Annotated in this window: 22 protein-coding genes and 1 tRNA gene; 3 read left to right on the top strand and 20 right to left on the bottom strand. The window is 61.6% G+C overall.

The window, feature by feature from the left end:
• Window positions 1-23 precede the first annotated feature (23 nt).
• Window positions 24-509 carry a hypothetical protein gene (locus LB545_RS19385; RefSeq protein ID WP_140525342.1) on the top strand — a complete coding sequence of 162 codons (486 nt, stop codon included), beginning with the start codon at window positions 24-26 and terminating at the stop codon, window positions 507-509.
• Window position 510: 1 nt separating this feature from the next.
• Here LB545_RS19385 and LB545_RS19380 read toward each other — a convergent pair.
• A tRNA-Lys gene (locus LB545_RS19380) sits at window positions 511-586 on the bottom strand.
• A gap of 300 nt (window positions 587-886) precedes the next feature.
• Between LB545_RS19380 and LB545_RS19375 the strand changes: the two genes are divergently transcribed.
• Complete coding sequence (locus LB545_RS19375; RefSeq protein WP_224705661.1) at window positions 887-1,357, top strand: BA14K family protein; 471 nt, start codon at window positions 887-889, stop codon at window positions 1,355-1,357.
• 245 nt (window positions 1,358-1,602) lie between these two features.
• Here LB545_RS19375 and LB545_RS19370 read toward each other — a convergent pair whose 3' ends face one another.
• The 16 genes from LB545_RS19370 to LB545_RS19295 form a co-directional block, all read right to left on the bottom strand.
• Window positions 1,603-1,923 carry a DUF6882 domain-containing protein gene (locus LB545_RS19370; protein ID WP_224705659.1) on the bottom strand — a complete coding sequence of 107 codons (321 nt, stop codon included), beginning with the start codon at window positions 1,921-1,923 and terminating at the stop codon, window positions 1,603-1,605.
• A 27-nt stretch (window positions 1,924-1,950) separates the two neighbouring features.
• Window positions 1,951-3,444, bottom strand: a complete 1,494-nt coding sequence (glpK, locus tag LB545_RS19365) for a glycerol kinase GlpK (protein WP_140560931.1) — start codon at window positions 3,442-3,444, stop codon at window positions 1,951-1,953.
• Between the two features lie 93 nt (window positions 3,445-3,537).
• Window positions 3,538-5,262 (bottom strand): ABC transporter substrate-binding protein, encoded by a 1,725-nt coding sequence (locus LB545_RS19360; protein ID WP_140498786.1) that lies wholly within the window; start codon window positions 5,260-5,262, stop codon window positions 3,538-3,540.
• A gap of 82 nt (window positions 5,263-5,344) precedes the next feature.
• Window positions 5,345-5,632, bottom strand: coding sequence for a DUF2160 domain-containing protein (locus LB545_RS19355; RefSeq protein WP_140498788.1), 288 nt, complete (start codon window positions 5,630-5,632; stop codon window positions 5,345-5,347).
• A gap of 2 nt (window positions 5,633-5,634) precedes the next feature.
• A complete protein-coding gene (locus LB545_RS19350; RefSeq protein WP_140498790.1) occupies window positions 5,635-6,555 on the bottom strand; it encodes a carbohydrate ABC transporter permease in 921 nt (306 codons plus the stop codon).
• 1 nt (window position 6,556) lies between these two features.
• Window positions 6,557-7,423, bottom strand: coding sequence for a carbohydrate ABC transporter permease (locus LB545_RS19345; RefSeq protein WP_140498792.1), 867 nt, complete (start codon window positions 7,421-7,423; stop codon window positions 6,557-6,559).
• Window positions 7,424-8,491, bottom strand: coding sequence for an ABC transporter ATP-binding protein (locus LB545_RS19340; protein WP_224705657.1), 1,068 nt, complete (start codon window positions 8,489-8,491; stop codon window positions 7,424-7,426).
• A 10-nt stretch (window positions 8,492-8,501) separates the two neighbouring features.
• The gene (locus LB545_RS19335) at window positions 8,502-9,581 is read right to left on the bottom strand and encodes an ABC transporter ATP-binding protein (protein ID WP_140515321.1); all 1,080 of its coding nucleotides are present in this window, start codon (window positions 9,579-9,581) and stop codon (window positions 8,502-8,504) included.
• Between the two features lie 36 nt (window positions 9,582-9,617).
• Window positions 9,618-11,144, bottom strand: a complete 1,527-nt coding sequence (gene glpD / locus LB545_RS19330) for a glycerol-3-phosphate dehydrogenase (RefSeq protein WP_140498798.1) — start codon at window positions 11,142-11,144, stop codon at window positions 9,618-9,620.
• Between the two features lie 124 nt (window positions 11,145-11,268).
• Complete coding sequence (locus LB545_RS19325) at window positions 11,269-12,036, bottom strand: DeoR/GlpR family DNA-binding transcription regulator (RefSeq protein WP_140515319.1); 768 nt, start codon at window positions 12,034-12,036, stop codon at window positions 11,269-11,271.
• Between the two features lie 128 nt (window positions 12,037-12,164).
• On the bottom strand, window positions 12,165-13,574 hold the full coding sequence (locus LB545_RS19320) for a pyridoxal phosphate-dependent decarboxylase family protein (protein ID WP_224705655.1): 1,410 nt from the start codon (window positions 13,572-13,574) through the stop codon (window positions 12,165-12,167).
• Between the two features lie 99 nt (window positions 13,575-13,673).
• The gene (locus LB545_RS19315) at window positions 13,674-14,405 is read right to left on the bottom strand and encodes a peptidase (RefSeq protein WP_140498804.1); all 732 of its coding nucleotides are present in this window, start codon (window positions 14,403-14,405) and stop codon (window positions 13,674-13,676) included.
• Window positions 14,406-14,538: 133 nt separating this feature from the next.
• On the bottom strand, window positions 14,539-15,333 hold the full coding sequence (locus LB545_RS19310; RefSeq protein WP_140498806.1) for a transglutaminase domain-containing protein: 795 nt from the start codon (window positions 15,331-15,333) through the stop codon (window positions 14,539-14,541).
• Between the two features lie 7 nt (window positions 15,334-15,340).
• A complete protein-coding gene (locus LB545_RS19305; RefSeq protein WP_140525347.1) occupies window positions 15,341-16,282 on the bottom strand; it encodes an alpha-E domain-containing protein in 942 nt (313 codons plus the stop codon).
• A gap of 132 nt (window positions 16,283-16,414) precedes the next feature.
• Complete coding sequence (locus LB545_RS19300; protein WP_181165357.1) at window positions 16,415-17,827, bottom strand: circularly permuted type 2 ATP-grasp protein; 1,413 nt, start codon at window positions 17,825-17,827, stop codon at window positions 16,415-16,417.
• 170 nt (window positions 17,828-17,997) lie between these two features.
• On the bottom strand, window positions 17,998-18,234 hold the full coding sequence (locus LB545_RS19295; RefSeq protein WP_010909609.1) for an Lrp/AsnC family transcriptional regulator: 237 nt from the start codon (window positions 18,232-18,234) through the stop codon (window positions 17,998-18,000).
• Between the two features lie 264 nt (window positions 18,235-18,498).
• On the opposite strand from LB545_RS19295, the gene LB545_RS19290 reads away from it, so the two are divergent.
• Window positions 18,499-18,918: a DUF4864 domain-containing protein gene (locus LB545_RS19290; protein WP_140498811.1), complete on the top strand. Its 420-nt coding sequence runs from the start codon at window positions 18,499-18,501 to the stop codon at window positions 18,916-18,918.
• Between the two features lie 4 nt (window positions 18,919-18,922).
• Here the strand turns inward: LB545_RS19290 and tgt are convergent, their stop codons facing one another.
• From tgt to LB545_RS19275, 3 genes are all read right to left on the bottom strand, one after another.
• Window positions 18,923-20,053 (bottom strand): tRNA guanosine(34) transglycosylase Tgt, encoded by a 1,131-nt coding sequence (tgt, locus tag LB545_RS19285; protein WP_140525348.1) that lies wholly within the window; start codon window positions 20,051-20,053, stop codon window positions 18,923-18,925.
• Complete coding sequence (locus tag LB545_RS19280) at window positions 20,046-20,315, bottom strand: hypothetical protein (protein ID WP_140525349.1); 270 nt, start codon at window positions 20,313-20,315, stop codon at window positions 20,046-20,048. The genes tgt and LB545_RS19280 overlap by 8 nt, the downstream gene beginning before the upstream one ends.
• A partial coding sequence (locus LB545_RS19275) for an S-adenosylmethionine:tRNA ribosyltransferase-isomerase (RefSeq protein WP_224705653.1) occupies window positions 20,305-20,763 on the bottom strand: 459 nt, incomplete at its 5' end. The genes LB545_RS19280 and LB545_RS19275, both read right to left, overlap by 11 nt.

Here is a 20,763-nt window from a genome sequence, read left to right as displayed (position 1 = left end):
CATGACGACCCGAGGAGGTTCCGATGCAGCAATCAAAGGACATTGCAGCCCGCCGGCTTGACATGATCATCGAACAATATGTCGAAGCTAGAAAACAGCGCTTCGGCTATGTTTCGACGGACCAGGCCGCCAGGGTGATTCACAGAATCCTGAAACCCACGCCTTCCGACCGCAGCTTTTCGGACCACGAACTCGACGACATGGTCGCGGCCCTCGCCGTCAAGAACGGGTTGGCCGTCGTCTTTGACCGCGGCATCAGAGGATCGGTCGGCGGCACCGAGGCGGAGCTGGACAGAAAGGATCCGACCATGAGAGCACCAGCGGAAGGCCCCGACGTTGCCGGCGCGGTGGACGCGATCCTGATTCAGCAAAAAACCGCCCCGCTTTCGATGAGCGCGATGATCTCCCTGCTGCGCCAACGCACCGGCACCACCCGATCGGACGCGGATCTGGAAGGACTGATCGCCAAAAAAGCCGCTGTCCTGAACGTGCATTTGTCACGGGACTGAGTGGTGAGCGCGTCGGGGTTCGAACCCGAGACCTACTGATTAAAAGTCAGTTGCTCTACCGGCTGAGCTACGCGCTCCCGTGGGCTGGAAACGGCGCCCTCGAAATTGCGCGGAACATAGGGAGAGTGCCTCGACCGGTCAACCGGAAAAAACGGGGCCACCAAGCCATGCGTTCCCGCCGTGCCGGCTCTCCCGGCCGACCGTTTCGGCAAGGACATGCCGAACCTTTGCCAGCCAGGCGAAGACCCTGTGGCCTCCATCGATCCCAAACCGGAGAAACATTACAAATCAGCAACTTGCCTTTTTTTCCAGGAACAATTCGCGAGCGTGTCCGTTTCCTCCGCCACAAGGGACGTCAACCTCTCAAGGAGAAGATCATGAACAAAGTCCTGTTGGGTTTGCTGGCGACCACACTGTCAGCTTCGTTCGCAGTGGCGGCGGCCATGCCGGTCGAAGCCGCACCGGCCTATGTGCCGCAGCCTGCATCGGTCTCGTCCGATGTCCAGACCGTGCAGTACAGGCCCTGGGAGCGGCGCCGTAACTTCCGCGGCGAGTTTCGCGGCAACCGCAACTTCTACCGCGACAACCGCGGAGCCTACTGGAACGGCCATCGCGGCTACCGTGAATATCGCCCGGGCTATCGCCGTCACGGCGATTTCTGGTTCCCGCTGGCTGCTTTCGCCACTGGCGCGCTGATAACCGGCGCGATCGCCAACAACCGGAACCGCGTCTATGAAGGCAATTCGCATGTGCAGTGGTGCTATGACCGTTACCGTTCCTACCGCGCATCCGACAACACGTTCCAGCCGTATAACGGCCCGCGCCAGCAGTGCATTTCACCCTACTGATGGGCGACAGTGTTCGTCAGAGGGATAGAAAGTCAAAGCCCGTGCCGGAAATGGCGCGGGCTTTCTGTCGTGCGAGGACGGCCCCCGGGCAGGCTGTGATCAGCTGGCCCAACTAATGGTCTTGAAGATATAATAAAGTGCGCCACCTTCACCACGGGGTGATCGGTACGCTCCGACGGCATCGCAAATTCGAACCGTGACGGCCGCCAATTCCCAACCCAGCACTTCCAGCTGATCCCCATCTATCACGTAGCCTGAGCCAGTTCGTCAATGCCGTTCTTCTCGCCGAAGAACCGAACCAGCTTTGCATCTCTAAGAAGACTATCGGGCAGATTTGAATTTGCCCACGCCCAGAGCCAGTTCTGTGCCTTGACATTCGTGGAACCGGCGATCTGGATTTCGGTGATCACCTTGATCGCTCCGTCCTTGGAGAACAAGAGCTTTCCGTTGCTCAAGTCATAGCGCGACCAGTGGCCGATGCGGAGTTCTTCCTCCAAGCGCTTATTCTTGGCCTCAAGTTGTTTGATAGCCTCGGCGCGCCAAGCAGAGTACCAGTTTGGCTTCATTTCCCCCTCGCCCGATCTGACTGTTGGTTATGGCACGCTCAGCGTCCTGCGAACAGCATCGCGCCACCCCGCCAGCTTGGCCGAGCGTACCGCTGGTTCCATATCCGGTCTGAAGCGCCGGTCGAGCGCCCATGTCTTGGCGAATTCCCGCGCCTTCGGCCACACGCCCGCCTTCGAGCCGGCGAGCCAGGCGGCACCGAGCGCGGTTGTCTCCAGAATGGTCGGACGGTCGACCGGAGCGTCGAGAATGTCGGCCAGTCGTTGCATGGTCCAGTCGGATGCCACCATGCCACCATCGACCCGAAGCACCGTCTTGGCCGCCGTACCCTTCCAATCCTTGCGCATGGCATCGAGCAGGTCGCGCGTCTGGTAGGCCACGGATTCGAGCGCGGCGCGGGCAAACTCCGGCGGCCCCGAATTGCGGGTCAGGCCGAAGATCGCGCCCCGCGCCTCGGCATCCCAGTGGGGCGCGCCGAGCCCGACAAAGGCCGGCACCAGATACACGTCCTGGGTCGGATCGGCCTCGGCCGCCAGCTTGCCGCTCTGTTCGGCCTTGCCGATCACCTTGATGCCGTCGCGCAACCACTGCACGGCGGCGCCGGCGATGAAGATCGATCCTTCCAGCGCATAGGTGGTCTTGCCGTTCAGCCGATAGGCAATCGTGGTCAACAGCCGGTTCTTCGAGCGCACCAGGTCGGTGCCGGTGTTGAGCAGCGCGAAACAGCCGGTGCCGTAGGTCGATTTCATCATGCCGGGCTCGAAACAGGCCTGGCCGATGGTCGCGGCATGCTGGTCGCCGGCAACGCCGAGGATCCTTATCTCGGCGCCAAAGAGATTTTTCTGCGTGATCCCAAAATCATCGGCGCAGTCCTTCACCTCGGGGAGCATCCTTGCCGGAATGTTCAGGATGGCCAGCAGCTCGTCGTCCCAGGCATTCTTCTCGATGTTGTAGACTAGCGTGCGGGAGGCGTTTGTGGCGTCGGTGGCATGCACCCTGCCGCCGGTCAGGCGCCAGATCAGGAAACTGTCGATGGTGCCGGCCAGCAATTCGCCTTTCTCGGCGCGTCTCCTGGCGCCTTTCACCTTGTCCAGCATCCAGGCTATCTTCGTGCCGGAGAAATACGGATCGAGCAGCAGGCCGGTCTTCCTGGTGAAGGTCTTTTCCAATCCCTGCTTCTTCAGCTTCCGGCACAGCGGCGCGGTGCGCCGGTCTTGCCAGACGATCGCGTTGTGGATCGGCTTGCCGGTCGCCCTGTCCCAGATGACGACCGTCTCGCGCTGGTTGGTGATGCCGAGCGCGGCGACGTCCGATGCCTCCCGCCCGGCATTCTTCAATGCGCCCTTCACGGTCGCCACGACGCTGGCCCAGATATCTTCCGGATCATGCTCGACCCAGCCGGAAGCAGGATAGTGCTGGGTGAATTCTTGCTGGCTGCTGCCGACGACCTTCATGTCGCCGTCGAACAGAATCGACCGGCTCGACGTCGTGCCTTGGTCGATTGCCAGGACAAAGCCATTCATTCGCACTTCCTCCGTCACGACACAAAGAAGGGAGACGGCAACGTGCCGCCTCCCTGAATTTCACACGGGCGCGAACGCCCGCATAGGTCAGTCCTACTTCTGCCAGCTCTTGACCAGTTCGTCATAGTTGATGGTCTGGGGCTTCTCCTTCTCGTTCTCGATCTTGAGCTGGGGAGCGAGATTGCCGGCCTTGACCGCGTCGGCATTCCAGTAGGCGAGATCATGTTCCTCGGCGAGCTTCGGCCCGATATCGCCCTGGACGCCGGACCTCTCGATGCGGCCCATGACCTTCTCCTGCTCGGCGCAAAGCGAATCCATCGCTTCCTGCGCACTCTTTGCGCCCGACGAGGCATCGCCGATCGCCTGCCACCACAGCTGTGCCAGCTTCGGATAGTCCGGCACGTTGGTGCCGGTCGGCGACCATTGCACGCGGGCCGGCGAGCGATAGAACTCGATCAGGCCGCCGAGCTTCGGCGCGCGCTCCGTGAAGCTCTTGTCGTGAATGGTGGAGTCGCGGATGAAGGTGAGGCCGACATGGCTCTTCTTCACGTCCACCGTCTTCGAGGTGACGAACTGGGCGTAGAGCCAGGCGGCCTTGGCACGGTCGGTCGGGGTCGACTTCATCAGCGTCCACGAACCGACATCCTGGTAGCCGAGCTTCATGCCGTCCTTCCAGTAGACACCGTGCGGCGACGGAGCCATGCGCCATTTCGGCGTGCCGTCGTCGTTCATGACGGGCAGGCCGGGCTTGACCATGTCGGCGGTGAAGGCCGTGTACCAGAAGATCTGCTGGGCAACATTGCCCTGCGCGGGAACCGGACCAGATTCCGAGAAGGTCATGCCCTGCGCTTCCTGTGGTGCGTAGGCCTTCAGCCAATCGAGATATTTCTGGATCGAGTAGACGGCGGCCGGGCCGTTGGTGTCGCCGCCCCGCGCCGTGCAGGAGCCGACCGGCTGCGATTTCTCGTTGACCTTGATGCCCCATTCGTCGACCGGCAGGCCGTTCGGGATACCCTTGTCGCCATTGCCGGCCATCGATAGCCAGGCATCGGTAAAGCGCCAGCCGAGCGACGGGTCCTTCTTGCCATAGTCCATATGGCCGTAGACCTTCTTGCCGTCGACGTCGCGGCCGGTGAAGAACTCGGCAATGTCCTCATAGGCCGACCAATTGACGGGAACGCCGAGATCGTAGCCGTACTTGGCCTTGAAGTCGGCCTTGTTCTTCTCGTCGTTGAACCAGTCGTAGCGGAACCAGTAGAGGTTGGCGAACTGCTGGTCGGGAAGCTGATAGAGCTTCTTGTCCGGAGCGGTGGTGAAGGAGGTGCCGATGAAATCCTTCACGTCGAGGTTCGGATTGGTGACATCCTTGCCTTCGCCCGCCATCCAGTCGGTCAGGTTGCGCACCTGCTGGTAACGCCAGTGGGTGCCGATCAGGTCGGAATCGTTGACCCAGCCGTCATAGAGGTTCTGGCCAGTCTGCATCTGGGTCTGGATCTTTTCAACGACGTCGCCTTCCTGGATGACGTCGTGCGTGACCTTGATGCCGGTGATGGCGGTGAAGGCCGGAGCCAGAACCTGCGACTCGTATTGATGCGTCGTCAGCGTTTCCGACACGACCTTGATATCCATGCCGGCGAACGGCTTGGCGGCGTCGACGAACCACTGCATTTCCTTTTCCTGATCGGCGCGCGAAAGCGTCGACAGATCGCCTATCTCCTTGTCAAGAAAGGCTTTTGCCTCGTCCATGCCGGCATAGGCGTTGCCCACGCCGAGCAAGAGGACAAGGGCGGTCGTAGATGTCAATAATTGCCGTCGCATTGTGTTTCCTCCACGTTTGAAAAGACTTCAAGTGCGATCTGGAGAGGCCGCCAACAAGCGGCCGCTCCAACAGTTTCCCCCTCTATACGTAGCGGAAGACGCCGATGGCGTAGACCACGGAGAGAGCGAGAGCCCACCACAGGCTGGGTCCGACAAGACCCAGCCAAGCGAGATGGATGAAGGCGCTGCCAAGCAGCGAAACGAAGAGACGATCGCCGCGCGTCGTCTTGAAACGCAGCACGCCGATGCGCGGATCGCCGCCGGGCGAGGCATATTCCCAGACACCCATGCCGACCAGCAGCAGCGCTATGACGGCGAAGAAGGCGGCCGTCGGCCAGGTCCACGCCATCCAGGAGAAGTCGAGGTTCATGGTCACACCCTCCCCAGGGCGAAGCCCTTGGCGATGTAGTTGCGAACGAACCAGATGACGAGCGCCCCGGGGATCAGCGTCAGCACCCCGGCGGCTGCCAGCAGCCCCCAGTCCATTCCCGACGCCGACACGGTGCGGGTCATGGTAGCGGCGATCGGCTTGGCATCGGTGGTGGTCAGCGTGCGGGCGATGAGCAGTTCCACCCATGAGAACATGAAGCAGAAGAAGCAGGCGACGCCGATGCCGCTGGCGATCAGCGGCATGAATATCTTCACGAAGAAACGCGGAAACGAATAGCCGTCTATGTAGGCCGTTTCGTCGATCTCCTTCGGCACTCCGGACATGAAGCCCTCAAGGATCCACACCGCCAGCGGCACGTTGAACAGGCAGTGCGCCAGCGCCACCGCGATATGCGTATCGATGAGGCCGAATGCCGAATAAAGCTGGAAGAACGGCAGCGCGAACACCGCCGGCGGTGCCATGCGGTTGGTCAAAAGCCAGAAGAACAGATGCTTGTCGCCGAGGAACCGGTAGCGCGAAAAGGCGTAAGCCGCCGGAAGCGCCACGGCGACCGAGATCACCATGTTCATCACCACATAGGTGATCGAATTGATGTAGCCCGAATACCAGGACGCATCGGTGAAGATGATGGTGTAGTTGCGCAGCGTCGGCGCATGCGGATAGAGCGTCAGCGAATTGACGATCTCCGCATTGGTCTTGAAGCTCATATTGATGAGCCAGTAGATCGGCAGCAGCAGGACGATGATGTAGAGCGTCGGCACGATCCACCACCAGCGCGATTCCTCGCCACGGCGGCGCATGCGCCTGTCCAGCTCGCTCTGCGACAGCGAACTGGCGAGTCTTTCCGAAGCGGCGGTCCCGTTCACCAGGTTGCGCTCGGTACGTTCGTTGGCGCCGGCCATATCAGCGTTCCGCGTCGTAGTTGGTCATCACGGTGTAGAACACCCACGACAACAACAGGATGATCAGGAAGTAGACCAGCGACATCGCCGCCGCCGGACCGAGGTCGAACTGTCCGAGCGCGGTCTTGACGAGGTCGATCGACAGGAAGGTCGTCGAATTGCCCGGACCGCCGCCGGTGACGACGAAGGGCTCGGTGTAGATCATGAAACTGTCCATGAAACGCAGCAGCACCGCGATCAGAAGCACGCGCTTCATCTTCGGCAACTGGATGTAGCGGAACACCGCCCAGCGCGAGGCGCCATCGATCTTGGCCGCCTGGTAGAAGGCGTCGGGGATCGAGACCAGGCCGGCATAGCAGAGCAGCACGACGAGGCTGGTCCAGTGCCAGACGTCCATGATGATGACGGTGACCCAGGCGTCGAACGGATCCTGCACGTAATTGTAGTCGATGCCGAGCGCGTTGACGTAGTAGCCGAGCAGGCCGATATCGTTGCGGCCGAACACCTGCCAGATCGTGCCGACGACATTCCACGGGATCAAGAGCGGCAGCGCCATCAGCACCAGGCAGACCGGCACGCCCCAGCCCTTTTTGGGCATGTTGAGGGCAATGAAGATGCCGAGCGGCACTTCGATCGCCAGGATGATGAAGGAGAAGATCAGGTTGCGCACCATGGCTTCCCAGAAGCGATCGGAATGCAGCAACTCTTCGAACCATTCGGTCCCCGCCCAGAAGAAGACGTTATTGCCGAACGTGTCCTGTACCGAGTAGTTGACGACGGTCATCAGCGGGATAACGGCCGAGAACGCCACCAGCACGAGCATCGGCAGCACGAGGAACCAGGCCTTGTTGTTCCAGGGCTTTTCCATTTACGCCCCCATCTCGACACGCCAGGAATCGGCATAGATGTTGATGCCGGCTGGGTCGAACCGCACTTTTGGATCGGCGGGAACGGTTTCGTCCTCGCCGATGACGGCCGCGATCTCGCGGCCTTCCAGACTGGCGCGCACGACCTTGTGGCGGCCCACATCCTCGACCTTGCTGACGTGGACGGCCATGCCATCGCGGCCGAGCCTGACATATTCAGGACGGATGCCGAGTTCGACGACGCCGCTTCCGGCCTTCGGCGCGCCTGGCAATTGGATGCGCTGGGAACCAAGCGTCGCTGTCTTGCCATCGATCGCTACTGGCATGACGTTCATGCCGGGCGAGCCGATGAAGTAGCCGACGAAGGTGTGGCGCGGCCGCTCGAACAGCTCGGCCGGCGTGCCGATCTGCACGATGCCGCCATCATACATGACCACCACCTGGTCGGCGAAGGTCAGCGCCTCTGTCTGGTCATGCGTAACATAGACCATGGTGTAGCCGAAGCGGCGGTGAAGCTGCTTCAACTGCGAGCGCAGCACCCACTTCATGTGCGGGTCGATGACGGTCAGCGGCTCGTCGAACAGGATCGCATTGACATCCGAGCGCACCAGTCCGCGGCCGAGCGAGATCTTCTGCTTCTGGTCGGCGGTCAGGCCCCTCGCCTTCTTCCTGGCCCAGTCTGCCAGGTCGATCATGTCGAGCGTCTCGCGCACCTTGCGGTCGACGTCGGCCTCCGGAACGCCGCGGTTGCGCAGCGGGAAAGCCAGGTTGTCGTAGACGGTCATCGTGTCGTAGATGACAGGGAACTGGAACACCTGCGCGATGTTGCGCTCCTGCGTCGACAGTCTCGTGACATCCCTGCCGTTGAACAGCAATTGGCCGTGCGAGGGGTGGAGCAGGCCGGAAATGATGTTGAGCAGCGTGGTCTTGCCGCAGCCGGATGGGCCTAGCAGCGCATAGGCGCCACCGTCCTCGAAAGTGTGGTGCACCTCCCGCAGTGCGAAATCCGAATCGGTACGCGGGTTCGGCAGATATGAGTGCCTGACATGGTTGACGTCGATGCGCGCCATCGTTTTCTCCTCAGGCCGCCAGCTTTGCCGCGGCCACGGCGACGCCGTGTTGGTCGAAAACCATGATGTGACGCGGGTCGATGAACACTTCGACCACTTCGTCGGTCTCGAAATCGCGGATGCCATGGGTCAGCATCACCCAGCGCGCGTCGGCGAAATCAAGATGGATGAAACTTTCCGAGCCGGTGATCTCGGTGATGGTGACCTTTGCCCGCACCGGCACGGCACTCGCATCCGGCCGCTCGAGCGACAGATGGTGCGGCTGGAAGCCGATCGTGTAATTGCCGTCGGCGATGCCGACAAGTTCAGGCGGCACCGGCAGCTTGACGCCGCCCTCCAGGAGGAAATCGGGCCCGTTCTTGGCCAGCACGATCGTGTTGAGCGGCGGATCGGCGAAGGTCCTGGCCGTCACCAGGTCGACCGGTTTGCGGAACACCTCGATGGTCGGGCCGAACTGGGTGATGCGGCCTTGCGACAGCGTCGCCGTATTGCCACCGAGCAGCAGCGCCTCGTGCGGTTCGGTCGTGGCATAGACGAAGATGGTGCCGGCGGCGGCGAAAATCCTCGGCAGTTCGGCGCGCAGTTCCTCGCGCAGCTTGTAGTCGAGATTGGCGAGCGGCTCGTCGAGCAGCACCAGGCTTGCGTTCTTGACGATGGCGCGCGCCAGTGCGGTGCGCTGTTGCTGGCCACCGGACAGGCTGAGCGGCGTGCGGTCGAGATAGGGCGTCAGCTTGAGCAGGGCAGCGGCTTCACGTACCTGGCTGTCGATCTTGGCCTTCTCGACTCCCGCCACCCGCAGTGGCGAAGCGATGTTTTCGTAGACGCTCATCGCGGGGTAGTTGATGAACTGCTGGTAGACCATGGCGATCTTGCGCTTTTGAACAGGCTGGCCGGTGACGTCCTTGCCGTCGAACCAGACCGAGCCGGAAGTCGGCGCGTCGAGGCCCGCCATCAGCCGCATCAGGCTGGTCTTGCCGGACAGCGTCGGCCCGAGCAGCACGTTCAGCGAGCCATGCTGGAGCGTCAGCGACACGTCGCGGATATGCTCCACCGCGCCGACCGTCTTGGTGACGTTCCTCAGTTCCAGCATGATGCCTCCTCCCAGGCCGTGTGCATCAGCAGCCCTTCATTCCGCGGCCGCGACGTGGCGGCGGCTTATGCCGCGCATGAATTCATCCAACGCCGCCGTCTGCTCGCGGCTGAAATGCAGGCCGCGCTTGGTCCGGCGCCACAGCACATCTTGCGATGTGACGGCCCATTCGTTCTCGACGAGGTAGCGCACCTCGGCCTCGTAAAGGTCGGCGCCGAAATTGCGGCCGAGATCGGCATTTGATTTGGCAAGGCCAAGCAACATCTGCGCGCGCGTGCCGTAGAGCCGCGTGAGCCGACGTGCCAAACGCTGGTCGAGAAAGGGATAGGCGCTCTTCAGCCTCGCCACTTGCGCATCAAAACCGGTCGCCGCGAAATCGCCGCCCGGCAGCGGCGCATTTGCCGTCCACGGCTTGCCGCGCCTGCCGAGAAAGCCTTCGATCTTCTCCAGCATAGATTCCGACAGCCGGCGATAAGTGGTGATCTTGCCGCCGAACGTGTTGACGATCGGGGCTGTGCCCTCGCCGCCATCGGCCTTCAGCACATAGTCGCGTGTCGCCTCCTGCGCCTTGGAAGCGCCATCGTCATAGAGCGGACGCACGGCCGAATAGGTCCAGACGATATCCGAGCGCTTGACGGGTTGGGCGAAATACTCGCTTGCCGCCGCGCAGAGATAGTCGATCTCGGTGTCGCTGATCTTCACGTCGTGCGGATCGCCGGGGTAGTCCTGGTCGGTGGTGCCGATCAGCGTGAACTCGTCCTCGTAAGGAATGGCGAAGATGATGCGGCCATCCTTGTTCTGGAAGAAATAGGCGCGTGGATCGTCGAATTTCTTCGCGATGACGATGTGACTGCCCTGCACGAGACGGACATTGTGCACATCGTTGAGGCCGACGACGCCGGAAAGCACATGATCGACCCAGGGGCCGGCGGCATTGACCAGCAGCCGCGCCTTGACCTCTTCGGTCTCGCCGGTCCGCAGATTTTCGATCCTGATCGTCCACAGCCCGCCTTCGCGGCGCGCCCCGACCACCTTGGTGCGGGTGCGGATGGTCGCGCCCCGGTCGGCGGCGTCACGCGCGTTCAGCGTCACCAGCCGCGCATCGTTGACCCAGCCGTCGGAATATTCGAAGGCCTTCTTGAACAATGGTTTCAATGGCTTGCCGGCAGGGTCGGTGGCCATGTCCAGGGTCCTGGTCGCCGGCAGCAATTTGCGCCCGCCAATATGATCGTAAAGGAAAAGGCCGAGCCTGATCAGCCAGGCCGGACGCAGGCCCTTGGCATAGGGCAGCACGAAGCGCATCGGCCAGATGATGTGCGGCGCGTTCTTCCACAGTACCTCCCGTTCCATCAGCGCTTCGCGCACCAGGCGGAATTCGTAGAATTCGAGATAACGCAGGCCACCATGGATCAGCTTGGTCGAGCCTGAGGAGGTTCCGCTGGCGAGATCGTCCATCTCGGCCAGAAATACCGAAAACCCGCGGCCGGCGGCATCACGGGCAATGCCGCAGCCATTGATGCCACCGCCTATGACGAAAATGTCACGGATCGAAGATGCGTCCACCAATTCCTCCAGCGATTTCGCATTGCACCATTTGGCTCTTTTGCGAAACCGTGGCGGAATTATTTCGAACTCATAACGAATGTCAAACGAAATATCACAAGCTCGTGAAAGCGCTGCAACGTCCTCAATCGAGCGAGGTTTCGATCAGTTGAACCTCGGCCTCCTGGCAGATCTTGCGCACCGAGGGGATATCGCAGCGGTCGGTGATGAAGGTGTTGACCTGCGACAGATGGCCGATGCGAACCGGTGCCGTGCGCTCGAATTTGGTCCGGTCGGACACCAGGATGACGTGCCTGGCATTGGCGATAATGGCTTGCGCGACCTTGACCTCGCGGAAATCGAAATCGAGCAAGGCGCCGTCATGGTCGATCGCCGAGGCGCCGATGACGGCGTAGTCGACTTTGAACTGCCTGATGAAATCCACCGCCGCCTCGCCGACGACGCCGCCATCCGAGCCGCGAACCACCCCGCCCGCGATCACCACCTCGATCGAAGGATAGATGCGCATCCTGTTGGCAACATTGATGTTATTGGTGATGACCATGAGGCCGCTGTGATCCAGCAGCGCCTTGCTGACCGACTCCGTCGTGGTGCCGATATTGATGAACAACGAGGCGTTGTCCGGAATCAGCCTGGCGGCCGCGCTGCCGATCGCCTCCTTCTCCTCGGCGGCGATCTTGCGCCTGGCTTCGTACTCCATGTTCTCGATGCCGGAAGGAAACAAGGCGCCGCCATGGATGCGCGACAGCAACCGCTGGTCGCAAAGATCGTTGAGGTCCTTGCGGATGGTCTGCGGCGTGACGTTGAAGTGGGTGGCCAGATCGTCGACCAGAACGCGGCCATGATCCTTGGCCATTTGGACGATTTCGGCATGGCGCGGCGACAGATACATCTGAAAACCTTCTGCTTTCGTTTTTCTTGACCATAGACGAAAACGAAAGCAATGAAAAGGCGTAAGCCGGCTAATGGAAACTACATGATAGCAAAGGCAAACTTCGTCGCAGTCCCGACTCAGCAGCCTCAGCTTAATCCGCGCGCGATTTCGGTGATGGCGGCAAAAGCCGAATCGACATCCGCCGCGGTCGCCTCGAACTGGCCGACCTGGAAGCGGATGGCGACGCGCCCGTTCACCCTGGTCTGTGTCAGGTAGATGCGTCCGTCATCATTGATCGCATTGACCAGCCGGAGATTGTGCTCGTCGGCATCGGCTCCCTCCGCCTTGTGCCGGAACGAAAACAGCGACAGCATCGGCTCGGTGACGATCTCGAAGTCCGGCTCGTCGGCCAGGCGCGCTGCCAGGCCTTCGCTCCAGGCGACGTGGTTGCGGATCATCGTGCGCAGGCCTTCCAGCCCGTGCGCGCGCAGCAGGAACCACAGTTTCAGCGCGCGGAAGCGGCGGCCGAGCGGCACCGACCATTCGGAATAGTTGACGATGCCGTCATGACCGTGCGTCTTCAGATAATCCGGCTTGATGGCGAGCGTTCTGACATGGCTTTCGGGGTCGCGCAGGAACTGGATCGAGCAGTCGAACTGCGCGCCCAGCCATTTGTGCGGGTTGAAGACGATAGAATCCGCCTGCTCCACACCGGCCCAGAAATGCCGGTATTCCGGGCAGATCATCGCCGATCCCGCCCAGGCGGCATCCACGTGAAGATAGACCCCGTGGCGTTTGGCGATCGCGGCGACGCTGGCGATATCGTCAGTGCCACCGGTGCTGGTGCCGCCGACGCAGGCGATGATACCCGCGGGCAGCAGGCCTGCCTTCTTGTCGGCGACGATCGCCGCCTCGAGGGCCGCTATGTCCATGGCGCGAAAGCGACCGGCGACTGGAATGCGCACGAGATTGTCCTCGCCGATGCCGGCCACCCAGATCGCCCGGTCGATCGAGGTATGCACCTGATCCGACGAATAGATGCGCAACCGCGCCTGCCCCGCCAGGCCCTTTTTGTTGCCTTGCCAGTCGAGCGCGCGTTCGCGCATCGTCAGCACCGCCCCCAGCGTCGCCGAGGAGGCAGAATCCTGGATGACGCCGGAAAAACCTTCCGGCAGGCCGAGCGCCTGGCGCATCCAATCGACAGTCCGAGTTTCGAGTTCTGTCGCCGCCGGCGAGGTCTGCCACAGCATGCACTGCGCGGCCATTGCCGAGACCAGATACTCAGCCACCACAGAAACTGGTGCCGCGTTGGCCGGAAAATAGGCGAAGAAGCGAGGATGCTGCCAATGCGTCATGCCCGGCACGATCTTCTCCTCGAAGTCGGCGAAGATCCTGTCCATCGGCTCCGCGTCTTCGGGCGGCGACGCTTCTATGCTCCTGAATATGTCGCCGGACTCGATCCGCGGCCGCACCGGGCGCTGGCGCAGCGTTTCACGGTAGTCGGCGCCCCAGTCGGCGGCCCGCCGCGACCATTGCCGGAAATCGTCACTGTTCATCCTGTCCTCCCGACATGATCGCTTCACCGGCGCCCTTCGCCCCGGTTGTCAAAAACCACTGTTAAACATTTGCAACCACCGGAGAAATCCGGCGCGTCCTTATCCCGGAAAATCCGGCAGACTGGCAAACGCCGTCTTCAAGGCGCTCGACCATCCCTCGGAGATCGTGCGGTAGTACGGGTCGTCATGACCGATCCGTTTCTTCAACCCGACCTGGAAGGCATCCTTTTCCAGGAAAAGCAGATCCAGCGGCAGCCCGACCGACAGGTTCGACTTCAGCGTGGAATCGAACGATACCAGAAGCAGCTTCACGGTCTCCGCGAGACTCATCGACCGGTCATAAGCGCGAATGATGATCGGCTTGCCGTATTTGGTCTCGCCGATCTGGAAAAAGGGCGTGTCATCGGTCGATTCGATGAAATTGCCCTCGGGATAGATCATGAACAGGCGCGGTGCGCTGCCCTTTATCTGGCCGCCCAGGATGAAGGAGGCGTTGAAGTAGGAATCGGCCTTGTCGCCGGCGGGCGAGGAATGGGCGATGACGTCCTTGACGGTTTCGCCGACCAGCCGCACCGTCTGGTACATGGACGGCGTTTCGAGCACTGCCGCGTGCCGGTCGCCAACCGCCTTGGTGCGCTCGTCGAGCACGCTGATCACGGCTTGCGTCGTCGCCAGATTGCCGGCCGACATCAGCACGATGACGCGCTCACCGGGATCTTCCCAGACATGCATCTTCTTGAAGGTGGAGATCGAGTCCATGCCGGCATTGGTGCGCGTGTCCGACATGAACACGAGCCCGCGATCGATCTTGAGGCCGACGCAATAGGTCATGGTTTACTCTTCCGGCAGCGAACCGTAAAAACCGCGTCGCGTCGGAACGGATCCATGCGGCGCGCTCAGGTCCTTGTTTTCATGCATGTCGTCACCCAAACCAAGGTGGCGTTGGACGACCTGCATCGGGTGACTACTGCTCCACCGTGACGGTGACGGCAAGCCGCTCTTGCGCCTCTCCCAGCAGAATCCCCGAAACCGGCGACGCATCGCGATAGTCGCGCCCCGTCGCCACTCTCACATAGCGCTCATCAGGAGAGATACCGTTGGAGGGGTCGAAGGCAACCCAGCCGAGGCCCTGAACATGCGCTTCGGCCCAGGCATGGCTTGCCGCCTGCTCGATGGCCGCGTCCATCATCAGATAGCCGCTGACATAGCGTGCCGGGAAACCCATGGCGCGGGCGGTGGCGGCAAAGATATGGCTATGATCCTGGCAGACCCCGGTTTTCAGCGCGAGAGCCTCTTCAGCCGGGGTCGTCGCATTGGTGGTGCCCGGCGCATAGGCGACCCGCTCGGAGATGATAGCCATCAGACGGTGCAGTCTTTCGATATCGGTGCCCTTGCCGGCTGCCTCGGCGAGTGCGCGAATGCCATCGCCGATCATGGTCAAAGGCGTCTCCTGTGCGAACAGCCAGAGCGGCGCGAATCCCTGATGCGGCCCACAAACCCCCGATGTATCGCGCGTCACCACCTCGCCTGACGCCTCGACCGTAATGAAATCATGGTCACCCTCGACGCTCAACAATCGGGTGTCATTGCCGTAGTGGTCGGCAAATCGCACTTCCTCGCGCGCGCCTTCTACCTTCAGGGCCCAGGACAGCACGGTCTGCGTGCGCCCGCTCACCGGAAGCAGCCGCAGCCGCTGCAGCAGGTACTGCACCGGTGCGTCGTAACGGTATTCTGTCCGATGGGTGATCTTGAGCCGCATGGCCTCCTCAATAGAACCTGTAATCCTGCGCGATCTCGTCGCCGAGCCTGGTGTTGTCGCGAATGAAGCCGGCAAGGAATTCATGCAGGCCGGCGTCGAAAATATCCTTGATCGAGCCTGCCTGCAGCATGGCCTGGGTCTTTTCCGCCGTCGCATGGCAGGGATGGCGCCCGCCATAGTCGTCGCCGAGGAACTTCAGGTGCTCGGCCAGGAAGCGATAGCAGAAGGTCAGCGATCGCGGCATGCGCACATTGAGGATCAGATAGTCGGCGATGTTGGTCGGCTTGTAGTCGGCGTCGTAGACCCAGCGGTAGGAGCGGTGCGCCGATACCGAGCGCAGGATCGATTCCCACTGGTAATTGTCGAGCGTCGAGCCGACCCAGGAGATCGACGGCAAGAGCACGTAGTACTTCACGTCGAGGATGCGCGCCGTATTGTCGGCGCGCTCGACATAGGTGCCGAGCTGCGAGAAATCGAAGATCTCATTGCGCAGCATGGTGCCGTAGAACGAGCCGCGGATCAGCGCCGTTTCGCGCTTAATCGCATCGAGCACGTTTGGCAGGTCACGCTCGTCGATCGGCCTTGCCAGCATGCGCTTCAGCGCCATCCAGGCCTCGTTAATGCTTTCCCAGGTCTCCCGCGTCAGCGCGGTGCGCACCATGCGGGCATTGTGGCGTGCCGTCTCGATCGACGACATCGTGCTCGACGGGTTCGACGTGTCGCGCAACAGGAAGTCGGCTACATCGGCCGCCGTATAGTCCTGATACTTCTGCGTGTAGGCGACGTCGGAGCCGGCGCTGAGCAGCACCGAATTCCACTCTTCCGACGCGCTCTGCGTGCGCGTCAGCGCCATGCGCAGGCCCGCATCGACCAGGCGCGCCATGTTTTCCGCACGCTCGATATAGCGGTTCATCCAGTAGAGCCCGTTGGCGGTACGGCCGAGAAGCATGGAGTGGCCCTTCGGGCTAGTGAGTAGGGAATAGTGAGTAGCGAGTAGGGAATGTTCGAGTTTCGATTGGATACGGCATTGTTCTGTCCCCTCTGATACCAACTACTGCCTACTGCCTACTGACTACTCATCTCAATCATCCAGCACCCAGGTATCCTTCGTGCCGCCGCCTTGCGAGGAATTGACCACCAGAGAGCCCTCCTTGAGCGCGACGCGCGTGAGCCCGCCCGGCACGATCTGGATGCGGTCGGAGACCAGCACATAGGGTCTCAGATCGACATGGCGCGGCGACAGGCCCTTTTCGGTCAGGATCGGACAGGTCGAGAGCGCCAACGTCGGCTGGGCGATGTAATTGGACGGCTTGGCCTGCAGCTTCTTGGCGAAATCCTGGCATTCGTTCTTGGTCGCCGCCGGTCCGACCAGCATGCCATAGCCGCCTGAACCGTGCACTTCCTTGATCACCAGCTCATCGATGTGTTCGAGTACATATTTCAGGCTGTCCGGCTCCGAACAGCGCCAGGTCGGAATATTGCCGAGGATCGCCTTGCGGCCGGTGTAGAATTCGACGATCTCGGGCATGTAGGAATAGATCGCCTTGTCGTCGGCGATACCGGTTCCCGGCGCATTGGCGATCGTAATGTTGCCGGCCCGGTAGACATCCATGATGCCAGGCACGCCGAGCGCGGAGTCCGGCCGGAAAGTCAGCGGATCGAGGAAGGCATCGTCCACCCGGCGATAGAGCACGTCGATCTGCTTGTAGCCTTCGGTCGTGCGCATCGCGACATGACCGTCCACCACGCGCAAATCCTGCCCCTCGACCAGTTGCACCCCCATCTGATCGGCCAGGAAGGCATGTTCGAAATAGGCGGAGTTGTAGCTGCCGGGCGTCAGCACGGCGATGGTCGGCGTGCCCTTGGCGTTCTGCGGCCGCACCGCCGCCAGCGACTGGCGCAAAAGCTGCGGATAGTTCTCCACCGGCCGCACCTTGATTTGTTGGAACAACTCGGGGAAGAGCTGCATCATCGTCTCGCGGTTTTCCAGCATGTAGGAAACGCCCGATGGGGTGCGCGCATTGTCCTCCAGCACGTAGAACTCGTTTTCGCTGATGCGCACGATGTCGACGCCGATGATGTGGGTGTAGACGCCGGCTGGTGGCCTGACCCCGATCATCTCGGGCAGGAAGGCTTCGTTCCTGGCGATCAGGTCGCGGGGAACGCGTCCGGCCCGCAGGATTTCCTGGCGGTGATAGATGTCGTCGAGAAAGGCGTTCAGTGCCTGCACGCGCTGCTCGATGCCTTGCGTGAGGCGGCGCCACTCATTGCCAGAAATGATGCGCGGAACGATGTCGAAGGGGATAAGCCGCTCGGAGGCTTCCTGCTCGCCATAGACGGCGAAGGTGATGCCGGTTTTGCGGAAGACGCGTTCGGCGTCCTGCATTTTCTCGGTAAGCCTGGCCGGGTCCTGCTCTTTCAGCCAGCGATCGTAAGCCGAATACGGTCTTCTAAGTCCGGAGACCTCCGGAAGCATTTCATCGAACGCTGCCAATCGCATACTCCCCTGTGACGCCATTTCACTGGCGCCGCTGGAGAAAATCAAGCGCAATCGGTGATTTGAGGGATGCGGACGATCAGTATGTCGCCCCTGCCTAAAATTGAGGCAGCTGAAATATGAGCTTGGTCAGGCTTTGCCTCATGCCCGGGCAATGGGTTCCGACGCTAGAAGGCGCGAAAAGTGACGACGGTGAACGTGTCCTTGATGCCGGGAAGAATCTGCACCTTCTCGTTGACGAAGTGGCCGACATCCTCCTCGTCGTCGACATAGAACTTGGCGAGCAGATCGTAATTGCCGGCAGTGGAGTAGATTTCCGAGGCGATCTCGGCGTCGGCGAGCGCGCTGGCAACCTCATACGACTTGCCCAGTTCGCATTTGATCTGCACGAAAAACGCCTTCATGGCTCCGCCCTGCTAAACGTCCAATCCAAGCGGCCCTTCTGGCAGACTGGAGGCGGGCTTTCAAGCGCTGGAACGGTACTTAGCCGGTTCGAGCGTTGGCCACGCCTCCCGCAATTCCGCCAAGGCTGCCTGGACTTCGTCGCGCGACAACACTGAATATTCGCCGCCGGTGAAACCCTGAAGCGCCACCAAACGTATGTTAGGATGCCTGCACGGGCAGGATTTTTCGAAAGGCAAGTTCTCGAAAGACAAGGGAAACAGGCTATGCGCCGCACGCTTTTCGCATTCGCATTCCTTCCTCTCCTCCTGCCCTTGTCGGCGTTTGCCGGCGAGGCCGAGATCAAGGCGGCGCAAGCGGCCATTGACGGCCAGCTGAGAGCGTTCCTGGCCGATGACGGCGTCACGGCCTACAGCTTCGCCGCACCGAACGTGAAGCGGATCTTCCCGACCGTCGACACCTTCATGAACATGGTGACCAACGGCTACGCGCCGGTGCGCAACCCACGGAGCTACTCGTTCGGCAAGGTCGAGGAGACGGGTCCGACCTCGATCATCCAGCAGGTGCTGATCGTCGGCCCTGACGGCAAGGACTATGAAGCTGTCTACACGTTGGAGCGACAGCCCGACGGCACGTTCCAAATCACCGGCTGCAGCCTGCGCGCGTCGAATTCGCTGAGCACCTGAACCGTCACAGCGCCGGGATATCGCCCCTCGCCCAGCCCTCGGTAATTTCGGCAGCGCGTGCCTCGAAAGTGCCGGTCTCTATCGCGGCGCGTATGTCCTGCATCAGCTTCTGATAATAGGACAGATTGTTCCAGGTCAGAAGCATCGCACCGAGTGCCTCTTGCGAGCGCACGAGATGGTGCAGATAGGCGCGGGAATAATCGCGTGCCGCCGGGCAGTCGCTTTCCTCATCGAGGGGGCGCGGATCGTCGGCATGGCGGGCGTTGCGCAGATTGACCTTGCCGCGCCTTGTATAGGCAAGCCCATGCCGGCCGGCCCGCGTCGGCATCACGCAGTCGAACATGTCGATGCCGCGCGCCACCGATTTCAAGATGTCGTCCGGCGTTCCGACGCCCATGAGATAGCGTGGTTTGTCATCGGGCAGTTCCGGGCAGGTGATGTCGAGCATGTCGAGCATGACCGCCTGCGGTTCACCGACGGCAAGGCCGCCAACCGCATAGCCTTTCAGATCCATCGCGCTCAGCGCTTGCGCAGAACGCACGCGCAAATCCGCATTGTCGCCGCCTTGCACGATGCCGAACATCGCCTTCCCGGGCTGGTCGCCGAACGCCGTCTTGCAGCGCTCGGCCCAGCGCAGCGACAATTCCATGGCGCGCTCGATTTCCTTGAGCGCGGCCGGCAGCGCCGTGCATTCGTCGAGTTGCATCTGGATGTCTGAATCGAGCAGGCCCTGGATCTCGATCGAACGCTCCGGCGACATTTCATAGGATGCGCCATCGATATGGGAGCGGAAGGTGACGCCCTTCTCGGTCAATTTCCGAAGCTTTGACAGCGACATGACCTGGAAGCCACCGCTGTCGGTCAGGATCGGATGCGGCCAGCGGGCGAATTCGTGCAGGCCGCCAAGCTTCGCCACGCGTTCGGCGCCGGGCCGCAGCATCAGATGGTAGGTATTGCCCAGGATGATATCGGCGCCGACGCCGCGCACCTGATCCATGTACATCGTCTTGACCGTGCCGCCGGTGCCGACCGGCATGAAGGCAGGCGTGCGGATTTCGCCGCGCGGCATGCTGATCAAGCCGCGCCGCGCCCTGCCTTCGGTCGCCAGCACCTTGAAGGTGAACGTCTCAGCCATTGAATTCCTTGTCGTGTGCCGGTGCGCCCGGAGCCTGTTCGTCCAGCGACTGGCGATAGTGGATGCAGCCGCGCATGAATTTTGGCCAGGGCGGCACGGCGATTGCCGGATCGATCTTCTCGGGCAGCAGGTCCCACAAATCGGGATGATGCCAGCAAAGATCGTGCCCCGATGCATCGCGATGCTGGCGAATGCCGGCGCGCAATTTTTTGACTTCGGCGATCAAACTGTCGCGGTCCAGCCTGTCGAGGTCATCGTCCATCGCTCATCTCCGCTCGATACAGCAGGCTTGCATCTCCGTAGGAGTAGAATCTGTAATCGTGCTCAATGGCATGCGCATAGGCGGCGCGCATCGTATCGAGGCCGCTGAAAGCCGAAACCAGCATGAACAGCGTCGAACGCGGCAGATGGAAATTGGTCGTCAGCATGTCGGCGGTGCGAAAACGATAGCCGGGCGTGATAAAGATGTCGGTCGGGCCGGACCATGCAGCCAGCACGCCATCCTCTCGCGCGGCGCTTTCCAGCAGGCGCAGCGAGGTCGTACCGACGGCAATGACGCGCCCGCCCCTCGCCTTTGCCGCATTCAATGCGTCGGCAGTTGCCTCGCTGACCGAGCCGATCTCCGCATGCATCTTGTGGTCGGCGGTGTCGTCCGCCTTCACCGGCAGGAACGTGCCGGCGCCGACATGCAAGGTGACGAAGCGGCGCTC

Origin of the sequence: Mesorhizobium sp. BR1-1-6 (assembly GCF_020165355.1) — a bacterium.
In the GTDB taxonomy this organism is placed as follows: domain Bacteria; phylum Pseudomonadota; class Alphaproteobacteria; order Rhizobiales; family Rhizobiaceae; genus Mesorhizobium.
The sequence above is the reverse complement of the archived record's forward strand: the minus strand, read 5'-3'. Positions and strand labels throughout refer to the sequence as shown.